Here is a 13019-nt window from a genome sequence, read left to right on the forward strand (position 1 = left end):
GCATAAAAATAACAAATAGCTCTATTACATAAAGGATGTACGAGTAATGAAAAAAGTGAGTATTCTCGCAGCGGCGATTGCAGTGGCTTTAACAGGTTGTGGTAGCGACAGTTCTAATTCAGGTGTCACAACACCGACAGAACCATCAACAACAACCAACAAATTTATCGATGCAGCTGTTGAAGGTATCTACTACAACACCAGTTCTGGCTTAAACGGTGTTACAAATAGCGAAGGCGAATTTACCGCTAAAACTAACGACACAGTGACCTTCTTCATTGGTGGTGAAAACGGCTTAAAAGTAGGCGCAGCATCAAACCGTGATGTACTGACTCCATTTGAAGCGGCAGGTAAATACGCTCGCGCACTTAACCTAGCAATTTTACTTCAGTCTATGGATAACCAGTTTGGTGACACTTCAGACGAAGTGTTAACTCTCCCAGATGAGCTACGTGAACCTGATACTGCAACTCTGACGAAGATGAAAGACCTAAGTCTTGATGACCGTGCTAGCGTGATTGCCTTCCTAGATGCGATGGGTGTAGAAGCTGCAAATATCACTTCAGAAAGCGACGCTCTAACGCATATGCAGTCTGCGTTTGGCTCAATGGAACGCGGTGATGACTCTGCAAACCCATTTATCACTGCTGGTAAATTCGTTCGTTATATTGATGTAACCCAGAACTCAGACCAATTCACCTACGTCCATGCTGATAAGCTAATGGAAGAAGAAATGTTCGAGCGTACTCGCGGTATGACCGAAATGACATTCAAAGTGAATTCTGCGAACTCAGTAACGATGCTTACGGGATCTAACGACTATTCATTATCAGAAAGCTTTGCTGAACAGTACCTAACATGTGTTTCTGATGCGACAAACCAATGGATCGAAGAAGAAGATCCAGAAAGGAAGGGTTGTGATATTGATGGTGATAACCAAATAGACCATGAGAATGGCGATCTTACACCTGATACTGCATATGTTCTCGATGATGCTTTTGCCTACAAACTGCGAGACTTAGCACAATCAACAACCGCTGACGAAGAGTTCACAGCCGCAGACATCGAAGGATGGAAGCCATTTGATGCACAAAAAGCATCAGACTTGAATCACTACACAGCAAACAATGTCTGGGATGACAAAGATGAAGACAGCAACACATCAAACTGGATTCGTGATACTACTTCTGGTTCTTTCGATCCTGTAACAGGCATTTATTCTGAGATCGTTAAGAAAGAAACTCTGGGTAGCAACGCTAGCAATAACCCATCTCGCGTAACAGAGCGTGTTGCGTACTACTACGAAGTTCCAGCGAAAGATTCTGAACGTTACGTGGATTTCACTGGTACATGGCAAACAAAAGAGTTCTGTGACAATGGCGAAGTTGCCGTAAGTACCATGGTATTTGGCGCAACAAAAGTAACTACATCAGGTTTTGAGTGTGGCAGCGAAAACGGCGGCCAATCTTCACCAGAAGATATTGGCCAGTTTGATGCAACCTACGCGGAGTTAGGTGCTATCGATTACTGGTGGCTTGGTCAAACAGACCGAGCTTCAAAAGCGACACTAACAGAACTGAACACTGTAGTTCGTTTCTGCGACCAAGATGACTTTGATCCAGATTCAAGCATTCCTGAGGACAATACTTGTGATAGCAACAATGAGTACTTCGTTAAGTGGGAATACCAACCTGCTGGCACTGACTGGGATGAAGGATTGTTAACTCGCCGTAAAATGACTCCAAACGGATCAACAAAAGGCCGTGTTAGCATCATGCAGAAAATCAACTAATCACTGATTTGATTACCTCTTAAAAAAAACAGAAGTATTGCTTCTGTTTTTTTTCATTTTTACCCCACATGAACCTTCAAACAACCATCAACGTAGATACAAAAACCAAAACCTATCTAGAACAGCAATGGAGTTTGTGATGAATCTACTAATTGAATCATTTGAAGGCGGGATCTACTTGGCTTACCAAATCATTGGCGAGCAAAAACAGTTAATCAAAGACGACCACCAGCACCCAATGAAGTTTTTGAGTGTTAACCAAGCACGCGACCACTTTAGCGACCAAGGCGTGGCGTCGGCAATGCTGGTTCACAACAGTGCCTACGACGAAATGTGTGGTGAGCATTGTGGCCACACCCAACCGTTCGAGATTGATTTGAAGTGGAGTTAAATCAACTTCAAATCAGTCGCGATAAAAATTAAAAGGCTTACATCAATGTAAGCCTTTCTTATGGGAGTAACTTTCCCTCTTATTCACTCAAATCAACGCAATGTCCGCTTCTGCCTGCGTTTGATGTTTTGCTCTTTCACAATAAAATCGAACAGTGGGGCGAAGAGGTTGGCGAACAAGATAGCCAGCATGATGCCCTCTGGATAAGCAGGGTTGAGCACTCGTATACCAACCGTCATCACACCAATCAAAATCCCATAGGCCCATTTACTCTGATTGGTAAACGCGGCAGATACAGGGTCTGTTGCCATGAAGAAGGTACCAAAGGCAACACCACCCAACACAAAGTGCCAGTAGAACGGCATCGAAAACATCGAGTTGGTTTCGGAGCCGATCCAATTCATCAAACTAGAGGTCGCCACAAGGCCAATAATCACACCCGCCACAATGCGCCAAGAGGCTATCTTCATGGCAATCAGAATCAGACCCGTCATCATGATAAGCAATGAAGAAACCTCACCCATCGACCCTGGAATATTACCGACAAACGCATCCATCCAGGTGATCGCCTCGCCAGTCATATTGTTGATTAGCGAAGTACTACCACCCTCATACCATTGACTCAGTGGTGTCGCGCCTGAATAGCCGTCAGCGGCAACCCACACAAGCCCACCCGACATGTTGGCTGGATAAGCAAAATAGAGGAAAGCCCGTCCAGCTAACGCAGGATTAAGGAAATTTCGTCCTGTACCACCGAACAGCTCTTTGGCGACAACGATACCAAAAGTGATACCTAATGCGGCTTGCCATAACGGAATGGTTGGCGGGAGGATTAGTGCAAACAGCACCGAGCTGACAAAGAAGCCTTCATTAACTTCGTGCTTGCGAACGACTGCAAACAAGACCTCCCAGAAGCCACCAACAACAAACACTGTGGCATAAACAGGTAGAAAATAGAGTGCACCAAGCAACATCTGACTTGCCCAGCCACTTGCTATCAATGACTGTGCATCACCAAATGCCCATGACAAGCGCCAGCTGCTTTCAATAACAGAGGTAAGTTCGTTAAGTTGATAACTGGACGTTAATGCGAGGAAGCTTTGGTGTCCGACGTTATACATCCCCCAAAACATCGCGGGAAAGGTCGCTAGCCACACCAGAATCATAATACGCTTGAGATCGATGCTGTCTCGAACATGGGTCAAGCCTTGGTTTACGTTGCCGGGCGTATAAAATATGGTCGCAAAAGCCTCATACACAGGGTAAAGCTTTTCGTACTTCCCTCCAGCTTCAAAGCGTGGAGCCACGTCTTCTAATCGTTTTTTTAAACTCATAATCTCAATCACCTTATTGCTTGAGTTATGGTTTTCTACGCATCAATTGCTCTATTTGAACAGTTTCTAGCGATTTTTAGTCAAATTCGTATAAAGAAAGAGTGTCCAGAAGTCGAACCGATGTTGAAAAAGGAAGGTGTATAAACAACAAAGCCCCAGCAATGGCTGAGGCTTATTTGGTATTACAACGGGTCTTCGCTACTTCACACACATCACATTAAGCAGTGAAGAACCTTTCAATTGGTTTACGTTTCCGTTGGTAAACAGGCCTTTCTTATCTGCGCCCCAATAAGGTAGATGCATTGGCCAGTTCTGTTTTTCCATAACCTTTGAGCTCAAGATGCTCTGCCACTGCTTTTCGCTAATCAGCTTCATGTTGACCTGACTACACACCAATTCAGCGCTATCGAAATCTAGGCGGCTCCAAGGCTTACCTTGCTCCATATAGAACTGTTGTTGATGGTCTAGAAGGTAAGGAATCGCATATTGGCTACCCGCAACATTGGCTGTCACACGAATTTCGATTTCCAAATCGTTATCTGAATTCGCGTTACCGCTTGGTAGCGCCTGAATAGCTGCAGCACTCGTTACCGCTGCCGCTTGCTTAGCTGCCACAGGTTTCGGAGCAGGTTTTGGTTTTACAGGAGCCTTAGGCTTAACCATTTTTGGCTCTGCCGGTTTTGCAACGATAGGCTGTGATGAGGTTTTCGACTTATCGACCATGCGAATAAAAGCTTCGTTATAGCCAGACACCTTACGCACCTGAGCTAAGTCTTTTCTCGCATCAGAGAAGGTAGAATAAGGCCCGATTAAGCAACGATAGTCTCCGCCTTCAGGCTTCATCCAAACGTTGGTCGAGATTTTTTCATACAAAGGCTTTGCTCGGCTCAGTGACAGAGGCTTGTTCAGCAGGCCACATTGAACCCAAAACAGCTCGTTATCTGAATGACGTTTAGGCGCCTTGCTTCCCCACACACCCTTACCGATCGGACATGACTGCTCTAGCTGTGGTAATTGGTTGGTGCTTGCTTGAGTGGCATCACATAGAACCGACTCTGCATTCACTTGGCTCGAGACCAAAAGAGATGCAGCGATAAGCCCCATACGATAATTTCTCATCACAGCACGACATACAGCATTCATTGTCAATTTCATAACCACCACTTAAACCCTTACGGGTTAATTATTACCGAATCGATGTCGATAAAACATGAATTCCATTTTAAGTATTATTGACACTATCAATGATACTAAGTTCCAGATCCATTAAGCAAAAAAAGAGCCGTAATTGCTTACGGCTCTTAATTTAGTGACTTTTTTATCTAAAAATCAATCAGAGCTATCACCCTTTATAAATTTTAGGGTTAAACACGTCACGTAACCAGTCGCCTAATAGGTTAATAACTAGAACCAATGTTACCAAAAGCACACCTGGGAATGCTGTGATCCACCATGCTCCTGAGAAAATGTAGTTAAAACCTGTACTGATCAGAGCACCCAGTGACGGTTGGTCTACCGGAAGACCTAAACCTAGGAAAGAAAGTGCCGCTTCTGACATGATGGCATTTGCCACCTGTACCGTAGAGATAACCAAAATCGGTGATAAACAGTTAGGCAGAATATGACGGAACATGATGCGAGGCGCTCTAAAGCCCATCACACGTGCCGCTTCTACGTATTCTTTCTTCTTCTCTGCTAATACCGATGCACGGATAGTACGCGCATACTGTGGCCATTCTGCAATACCGATGATCACCACCAGCATAACAACGGCATATTGCGCGTAGAAGTCACTACCGAAACTTGCCTTAAAGATGGCCGAAACAATGATCGCAACCATCATGGTTGAGAACGAAAGCTGAACATCAGCGAAACGCATCAAGAAGCTATCAATACGGCCACCGAAATAACCCGCAGACAAGCCAATTATGATACCAAGCGTCAGTTGTAGGCCTACCGCTAAGAAACCAATGGTCAGTGATAAGCGCGAACCGTAAAGCATGGTAGATAAAATATCACGGCCTTGCTCATCCGTTCCGAGCAAGAAACGTTCTTCGCCGTCTTCCATCCATGATGGTGGCAGCTCTGAATCCATGATATCAATCGATGTCACGTCGTACGGGTCTGTTGGCGCTAGAATAGGTGCTGCTAGTGCCATCACTAAGAAGATTGAGAAAATGGCGAAACTCACCATTGCCACTTTGTCGCGTAAGAAGTAATACACAATGTCTGATTGCTTAAAACGTTCCCAGCGAGACGGCACTGTCGATGTCTGTTCCATGATTATGCTCCTTTCCCTGTGATGTTAACGGTTGGGTTGATAACACCGTAAAGCAAATCAACAATCGTGTTAGTCACTACGAAAATAAGACCAACAAAAATAACGTATGCGGTAATCAGCGGTGTATCTACACGGTTGATCGCTTCTAAAAATAAGAAACCTGTGCCAGGCCACTGGAAAACCGTTTCAGTAAGAATGGTGTATGCCACCATAGTACCAATCTGAACACCACCAACAGTAAGAACCGGTAGCATGGTGTTTTTCAATGCGTGTTGATAATAGATTTTGTTTAGCGCTAGGCCTTTCGCTTTACCAAACTTAATGTATTCAGAACTTAGAACTTCTAGCATTTCAGAACGAACTAGACGAATAAACAGAGGCAGCATGATAGATGCTAGAGCAATACTCGGCAGTACCAAGTGTGCAAGGCCATCGAGCGTTAAGAAGCCAGACTCCCAACCAAACCAGTTTGCAGTATCACCACGTCCAAATGACGGTAGCCAACCTAGCTCAATAGAGAACACATACATCAGCATGATTGCAGTTAAGAAAACAGGTACCGAGATGCCGATACTACTACCCGCCATGACCAATTTAGTGAAGAAACTTTTTGGGTGTATTGCAGAATAAACGCCTAATGGAATCGACAGACAAACAATAATCAGAGAAGCACCGAACACAAGTTCAAGCGTCGCGACCAATTTGTCTAAAATTACGTCCACAGCAGGGCGTTTAAAGAAATATGAAGTACCAAGATCACCTTGTAGGGCTGCGCCTATAAAGCGAGTATATTTTGTAACGAAGGGATCATTTAAGCCGAGTTCATCGCGTAGCGCTTGACGCTCCGCCTCTGAAACAGATTGACCGACTAACTCACGTAACGGGTCGCCCAGGTTATCCTGAATGGCAAACGCCACCAAACTGATCACAAACATCACTATCAGTGCCTGAAACAGGCGCTTGACCAGAAACGTAACCATTCCTTGCCCCTTATCTATCCATGACTGTCTAATCGAAATCCGCGACTAGACAACAAAAAATTCAGTCTTAAAAAAGGTATTTAGCCAGACTGAAGGAAGACCAAATACCGAAACTTAAATCTATATCTTAATAATATTGAGAGCCTGAAAGCTTCAGGCTCTCGATTCTAGCAAGCTAGATTATTTTACAACTAGGTCGCCGAAGTAAGGCATAACCATTGGGTTTACTACGTCTGCTGCACCTACGTTAGATTTCGCGCCCCACGCTTCACTTTGCCAGTGTAGAGGTACGAATACTGCGTCATTGTAAAGTGTTGCTTCAACGCCTTTCAGCATCTTAGAACGCTTAACAGGGTCAGTTTCAGTGTTAGAAGCTTCTACAATCGCATCCATTTCTGGGTTTGAGTAACCAGAACAGTTGTATTGACCACGGCCAGTCTCTTCGTTACGAGTCATCGTTAGGAACTCGTTGAAGTTAGCTGAATCTTCTGTATCTGAGTGCCAGCCGATCATCATCATGTCTGCTGAACATAGGTCAAACTCAGGCCAGTACTGTGCTTTAGGCATCGTCTTAAGATCAACTTTGATACCAATCTTAGACAGCATCGCCGCAGACGCTTGCGCTACTTTCGCATCGTTCACGTAACGGTTGTTAGGCGCTGCCATAGTTAGTGTAAAGCCATCTTCGTAGCCCGCTTCTTTCATCAGCTCTTTCGCTTTTTTCAGATCGTAACGAGGAACTAGATCTTCGTTGTGACCCGCGTAGCCTGTTGGGCTTTGCTGACCAGCAGCTGTCGCGAAACCTTTCATGATTTTCTTAACAATACCTTCATTGTTAATCGCATGAACGATTGCTTGACGAACGCGCACATCTTTCAGTGCTTCGTTGCTGTTTTGGTTCATTTGGAACGTAATGATACGAGTACCAGGTAGCGTTACTAGATCGATGTTCTTAGCGTTTTTAACACGCTTGTGATCATTTGGTGCTACTGGGTGAATCATATCCACGTCACCAGAAAGAAGTGCTGCTACACGCGTTGCATCTTCTTTGATTGGCACAAGTGTTAGCTTGTCTACGTTACCTTCAGTTTCTGTGTCCCAGTAATCGTTGAAACGCTCGAACGTTACTTTAACGCCTTGCTCACGTTGAGTTACGATGAATGGGCCAGTACCTGAAACGTTAGTCGAAGCGAACGAGTTACCGTGCTTAACTAGCTCAGATTTATCATTACCTTCCGCTGTTTGACCAGAGTAAAACTTGCTGTCCATTGGGAAGATGTAAGTTGCTGTTTGTAGTACTAGTGGGTAAGCCGCTTTTGATACTAGCTCAACTGTGTAGTCATCCACTTTTACCATTTTTTCGTATGGCGTGAAGATAGACTTAAAGTCTGGAGAAGCTTGTAGACGTTCAAAAGTCCACACAACATCATCAGCAGTCAGTTCGTTACCAGAGTGGAATTTCACACCTTTACGTAGGTTAAAACGGAAAGTCGTATCATCAACACGCTCCCAGCTAGATGCTAGGCGGCCTTCAAAATCCATCTCTTGAGTGAAACGTACTAGAGGGTCAAACACCATGTGAGACATTTGCAGTGTGCCACCAGACAGCTGCTCGTGCGGGTCAAGTGATACCGGGTCAGCTGCGTAGCCAACGGTAATATCTGCTGCTGCTGCACTAAAGCTTAGGCCAGCTGCCATTAAAGCTACTGCTAATTTGCTTTTCATGGTTTTCATTGCATAACTCCTTCATGCGGGAATCCAGATCCCTAGTTGTTGTATTTGCGTCTGTTTATTGTTTTTAGCAAGCCAAACTCCAGCCTGCTGATTTTTATATCGCGGCTTTTGCCACTGCTTTTTCTTCTCTTAAACCCGTAAATTCAGGCATTAAAGAAATTAGGTGTTTGCTGTATTCATGCTGAGGCGATTGGAACAACTGCTCTGTTGGCGCTACTTCCAATAGCTCTCCCATTTGCATCACACCAACACGATCACACATTTGACGAATAACCGGTAAATCGTGACTGATGAACAGCATGGTTAGGTTGAGCTCGTCTTGTAAGTCTTTTAATAGATTAAGAATCTGAGCCTGTACCGACACATCCAGCGCCGACGTAGGTTCATCACAAATCAGAAGACGTGGGCGAGTTGCCAAGGCGCGAGCGATAGAAATACGCTGACGTTGGCCACCTGAGAATTCGTGTGGGTATTTAACTCCAGCCATCTTGCCTAAACCAACGTGCTCTAGCAGGTCGTGAACGATCTGACGAGTTTCATTCTCGTTGCGCGTAAGCTTATGGAATCGGATAGGTTCAGCAATGATGTCGAAGATCTTCATTCGAGGGTTCATTGATGTGTATGGGTTTTGGAACACCATCTGCATTTGGCGACGCATTGGGCGACGCTCTTTCTCAGACTTAAGCCCAGTAAGGTCAATACCTTCAAAGGTCACTTTGCCTGAGTTGGGTGCGTACAAGCCAGCAATCACACGAGCAATCGTTGATTTACCCGAACCAGATTCACCCACAAGACCAAAAGTTTCACCTTCGTGTACTTCAAAGCTCACATTGTTTGACGCCTGAACGTACTCACGACGACTCTCAAAGAAAGAATCCTTGGTGGTAAAGCGTAAGTTGACGTTTTCAACATTCAACAACGGGCCAGTGTAATCACGGTGATCTTGGCTTTGACCTAACCAGTGGTTTTTCACATCAAGTGGTTCCATCTCGTGCGCTTCTTCGATGTAGCTCACAAGAGGGAAACGATCGAGTTTACGATCTGAACGCGGAACCGCTGAGATAAGACTGTGCGTGTAAGGGTGTTCAGGAGTACCAAGGACTTTCGCCGTCGGGCCAAACTCAACTAAATCACCACGATACATAACCGCTACGCGATCGGTAACGTTAGATACGACACCCATGTCGTGCGTGACCAACATACAACCTACGTTCTTCTTAATACATAGGTCGCGAATTAAACCCAAAATCTGGTCTTGGATAGACACATCCAGTGCGGTTGTTGGTTCATCTGCGATGATTAAGTCAGGTTCACCTGCCAATGCGATCGCGATAACAACACGCTGACGCATACCGCCAGAGAATTGGTGTGGGTACTGCTTTAAACGGTTTTCTGGTTGCGGAATACCAACTTGGTTCATCAAGTCTAATGAGCGTTGGTAAGCTTCTTGATCCGAAACCTTCATGTTGGCATGAATCGTTTCTTTTAACTGCTGCTCTACTGTGAATAGAGGGTTAAGAGAAGTCATTGGGTCTTGGAAGATAAAACCAATCTTTGAGCCGCGAACAGAACGCATCTGTTCAGGAGATAAGCCAGAGACTTTTTCGCCATCCAAAAATACCTCGCCGCTAGCAATGCGACCAGGAGGGCTCAGTAGATCGATCACAGCATTGCCTACTGTTGATTTACCGGCACCAGACTCCCCTACAACGCCAACAATCTCACCACGTTCAATGTTGAACGAAAGCGATTTTACTGCTGCGTGAACTCCATGACGAGATGGGTATTCGATACGAAGATTTTTTACTTCTAAAAGTGACATTACCAGACCTCTACTGCTTTGGCAGCTCTCTGCCCTGTCTGCAAAATTGAATCCATTCTTACCAGAATATTGTTCTGATATTTTATACGGTTGACAATTTGGCAAATAATTCACAGAAAAGCAACAAAAATAGGATAAAAAGTCGACATTAAACGCTTAACAAGCAAAAGCACCACATAACTATTCACCCAGAGAGCATATAGTAATAAAAATCAACATTCTATTGTCGATAATAAATACTCACAAATCCCTTACTACCACTTACTTGTAGAGTTAAACCTATGGTTAAAAGCAGATCTCACTACCAGTCACTAAAAACAAATAATTATTCCAAAAAACAATTAACACTATAGAAACAAACGCTAATTTTTGTCATTCAAGCAAACAAAACAACCAGATAGAAGCATATTAACCATATATATTACCCCTCACATCATTTCAGCGAATACCAACCAGTGAAACGAAAGACTTACTAAAATGGAGACGATTTTGAGCGACTTGATGTAAAGAAAACTGTCAAATACAGACCTTAGGGAACATATTTAGCGTCAAATTTCACTTTTCATAGAAATCTTTAGACCAAACCTATTAATTTGTCGAATGATTGGCGGTGAATTTTATATAAAATTAGATATCGATCAGCCCATTTAATAAAGCAGACACCTCTAGAAAGGCGCGATAATCTAGAAAAAAGCAAGAGATCGCCTTATATAGAATATGGATTTTACCAAGGCTACATCAAGCAAGGCGTTGAAATATTTAGGCTCTCAGTATTCAAAATCAAGAATAACTGAAACGACAGATGTCAAAAATCCCAACCTTTCGACTGAAATCTCTATTGTGGTAAATAAAGAGAGATTCGGCGCGGAAGCGCTTCCTGCGGCCTGACGAACCACCGAGCTGGCGATCTATCAGCTTGGCGGCAAGTCCACGGCCTTCTGGTCCCAAATTAAATAAATCCCAGATGCAAAAAAGCCCCAGTATTTCGACTGAGGCTTCTTAATGTAGTCGGTGAAGAGAGATTCTTTGAACATCAGACGAACCCCACTAGGGTTCCAGCCTAGTGATCTACAGATGAAAAAAAGCTCATCATTTCTGATGAGCTTTCTTAAAGGTGGTCGGTAAAGAAGGATTTGATGCGACTGGGCTTCCAGCCCACGAATACACCATTATCTTTTCTCCAGATAGAAAAAAAGCTCATCATTTCTGATGAGCTTTCTTAAGGTGGTCGGTGAAGAGGGATTTGATCGGACTGGCGATCCAGCCCACGACCCTCTGGTCTCAAATTATCTAAATTCTAGGCGTAAAAAAGCCCCGTCATTTCTGACGAGGCTTCTTAAGGTGGTCGGTGAAGAGGGATTCGAACCCCCGACCCTCTGGTCCCAAACCAGATGCGCTACCAAGCTGCGCTATTCACCGAGACGTTTTGTTTGATTTCTCAAACTGGGAACTTCAAAGAAGCTACCAAAATTAATGGGGTGGCTAACGAGATTCGAACTCGCGACCACCGGAATCACAATCCAGGGCTCTACCAACTGAGCTATAGCCACCACTAATTTTTTATATAACCGCTTAAAAGCGATTATTGAAATAGTGGTCGGTGAAGAGGGATTCGAACCCCCGACCCTCTGGTCCCAAACCAGATGCGCTACCAAGCTGCGCTATTCACCGACTAATTTTGTATCGACTCTTGGGAATAATGAATCAACACTGGAAGCCGAAGCTACCGATATTTTGTAAAGAAAGAATGGGGTGGCTAACGAGATTCGAACTCGCGACCACCGGAATCACAATCCAGGGCTCTACCAACTGAGCTATAGCCACCATTATTTCTTTTTTGCCAATTTCTCACTTACCGAAGTAAGAGACCGGATGGCGCGCCTGAAAGGATTCGAACCTTCGGCCTTTGGCTCCGGAGGCCAACGCTCTATCCAGCTGAGCTACAGGCGCATGCCCTGTCGGCGGAGTGGAATAATACGTATATCACCCAATGCCGTCTAGTACTTTTTTAACTTTTTTTTCTGTTTGGTCTCTTTTTCGACAGTTAATATGTGATAAACCCCTTATTTGAGTACTACAACCCGCCACAGCTTATAAGTTGTTGTTTATTGCAACAACTTATCGGGATATAATCACCCATTATTTACATTGGTTTAACAGTTGCTCTTTGCTGGTGAAGCCAAAACACCCTCCAACACTATAAATTGGTAAGCACGTACTTACCTTGGGAATGTAAAGTGAGTTTAATGGATATGTCTCGTCGAATTTTAAGCGTTGTCATCGCAGTTTTAACCTTTTCAACTGGCGCAATGGCTTCAGGCCTTAGCGAAGCAGAGCAAGATGCAATTGCTGAACGCATCAAACCAGTTGGTCAAGTTTACCTAGTCGGCAGCGAACCAGTAGCCGCAGAACCAACAGGCCCTCGTGATGGCGCAACAGTTTACGGTACCTTTTGTATCGCTTGTCACGCATCTGGCGTAAGTGGCGCCCCTAAAACAGGTGATGCTGGTGATTGGGGACCTCGTATAGCTCAAGGTCGCGATATCCTAGCTAACCACGCAATCAACGGCTTTAATGCAATGCCAGCGAAAGGTTCATGCATGGACTGTTCAGACGACGAAATCAAAGATGCTATCGAGCACATGATTGCTGGTCTGTAATTTACCGATCTGTAATTAAAAATGC

At 44.4% G+C, this 13019-nt stretch carries 9 protein-coding genes and 5 tRNA genes; 3 read left to right on the forward strand and 11 right to left on the reverse strand.

Going from position 1 to position 13019, the window contains the following annotated elements; translation table 11 throughout:
- Nucleotides 1-46: 46 nt before the first annotated feature.
- Together AC3CHU_RS15675 and AC3CHU_RS15680 are read left to right on the forward strand one after the other, a co-directional pair.
- Nucleotides 47-1792 carry a hypothetical protein gene (locus AC3CHU_RS15675; RefSeq protein WP_488524889.1) on the forward strand — a complete coding sequence of 582 codons (1746 nt, stop codon included), beginning with the start codon at nt 47-49 and terminating at the stop codon, nt 1790-1792.
- 139 nt (nt 1793-1931) lie between these two features.
- A complete protein-coding gene (locus AC3CHU_RS15680) occupies nt 1932-2183 on the forward strand; it encodes a DUF6482 family protein (protein WP_017091425.1) in 252 nt (83 codons plus the stop codon).
- A 92-nt stretch (nt 2184-2275) separates the two neighbouring features.
- Here the strand turns inward: AC3CHU_RS15680 and AC3CHU_RS15685 are convergent, their stop codons facing one another.
- The 11 genes from AC3CHU_RS15685 to AC3CHU_RS15735 all read right to left on the reverse strand — a co-directional run bounded on the left by AC3CHU_RS15685 (nt 2276) and on the right by AC3CHU_RS15735 (nt 12284).
- Entirely contained in the window at nt 2276-3517 is a 1242-nt protein-coding gene (locus tag AC3CHU_RS15685; RefSeq protein ID WP_488524890.1) for an NADH:ubiquinone reductase (Na(+)-transporting) subunit B, read from the reverse strand.
- 198 nt (nt 3518-3715) lie between these two features.
- On the reverse strand, nt 3716-4672 hold the full coding sequence (locus AC3CHU_RS15690; RefSeq protein WP_488524891.1) for an SPOR domain-containing protein: 957 nt from the start codon (nt 4670-4672) through the stop codon (nt 3716-3718).
- 187 nt (nt 4673-4859) lie between these two features.
- Nucleotides 4860-5798: an ABC transporter permease gene (locus AC3CHU_RS15695; RefSeq protein ID WP_004735541.1), complete on the reverse strand. Its 939-nt coding sequence runs from the start codon at nt 5796-5798 to the stop codon at nt 4860-4862.
- 2 nt (nt 5799-5800) lie between these two features.
- A complete protein-coding gene (locus AC3CHU_RS15700; RefSeq protein WP_004735540.1) occupies nt 5801-6778 on the reverse strand; it encodes an ABC transporter permease in 978 nt (325 codons plus the stop codon).
- A 180-nt stretch (nt 6779-6958) separates the two neighbouring features.
- A complete protein-coding gene (locus tag AC3CHU_RS15705) occupies nt 6959-8512 on the reverse strand; it encodes an ABC transporter substrate-binding protein (RefSeq protein WP_054548018.1) in 1554 nt (517 codons plus the stop codon).
- A gap of 94 nt (nt 8513-8606) precedes the next feature.
- Nucleotides 8607-10334, reverse strand: a complete 1728-nt coding sequence (locus AC3CHU_RS15710) for a dipeptide ABC transporter ATP-binding protein (RefSeq protein ID WP_004735537.1) — start codon at nt 10332-10334, stop codon at nt 8607-8609.
- A 1342-nt stretch (nt 10335-11676) separates the two neighbouring features.
- Nucleotides 11677-11753: transfer RNA gene (locus AC3CHU_RS15715), tRNA-Pro, on the reverse strand.
- Between the two features lie 55 nt (nt 11754-11808).
- Nucleotides 11809-11884: transfer RNA gene (locus AC3CHU_RS15720), tRNA-His, on the reverse strand.
- Between the two features lie 44 nt (nt 11885-11928).
- Nucleotides 11929-12005, reverse strand: a tRNA-Pro gene (locus AC3CHU_RS15725).
- 77 nt (nt 12006-12082) lie between these two features.
- Nucleotides 12083-12158, reverse strand: a tRNA-His gene (locus tag AC3CHU_RS15730).
- Between the two features lie 49 nt (nt 12159-12207).
- Nucleotides 12208-12284 (reverse strand) — tRNA-Arg (locus AC3CHU_RS15735).
- A 296-nt stretch (nt 12285-12580) separates the two neighbouring features.
- Between AC3CHU_RS15735 and AC3CHU_RS15740 the strand changes: the two genes are divergently transcribed.
- On the forward strand, nt 12581-12994 hold the full coding sequence (locus AC3CHU_RS15740) for a c-type cytochrome (RefSeq protein WP_054548019.1): 414 nt from the start codon (nt 12581-12583) through the stop codon (nt 12992-12994).
- The last annotated feature ends 25 nt before the right edge of the window (nt 12995-13019 follow it).

Source organism: Vibrio sp. QJM3NY_39 (assembly GCF_057785895.1).

Bases quoted from the DNA above. Each gene is read 5' to 3' on its own strand.
- AC3CHU_RS15675 (WP_488524889.1), top strand. From the start codon at position 47: ATGAAAAAAGTGAGTATTCTCGCAGCGGCGATTGCAGTGGCTTTAACA.
- AC3CHU_RS15680 (WP_017091425.1), top strand. From the start codon at position 1,932: ATGAATCTACTAATTGAATCATTTGAAGGCGGGATCTACTTGGCTTAC.
- AC3CHU_RS15685 (WP_488524890.1), bottom strand. From the start codon at position 3,517: ATGAGTTTAAAAAAACGATTAGAAGACGTGGCTCCACGCTTTGAAGCT.
- AC3CHU_RS15690 (WP_488524891.1), bottom strand. From the start codon at position 4,672: ATGAAATTGACAATGAATGCTGTATGTCGTGCTGTGATGAGAAATTAT.
- AC3CHU_RS15695 (WP_004735541.1), bottom strand. From the start codon at position 5,798: ATGGAACAGACATCGACAGTGCCGTCTCGCTGGGAACGTTTTAAGCAA.
- AC3CHU_RS15700 (WP_004735540.1), bottom strand. From the start codon at position 6,778: ATGGTTACGTTTCTGGTCAAGCGCCTGTTTCAGGCACTGATAGTGATG.
- AC3CHU_RS15705 (WP_054548018.1), bottom strand. From the start codon at position 8,512: ATGAAAACCATGAAAAGCAAATTAGCAGTAGCTTTAATGGCAGCTGGC.
- AC3CHU_RS15710 (WP_004735537.1), bottom strand. From the start codon at position 10,334: ATGTCACTTTTAGAAGTAAAAAATCTTCGTATCGAATACCCATCTCGT.
- AC3CHU_RS15740 (WP_054548019.1), top strand. From the start codon at position 12,581: ATGGATATGTCTCGTCGAATTTTAAGCGTTGTCATCGCAGTTTTAACC.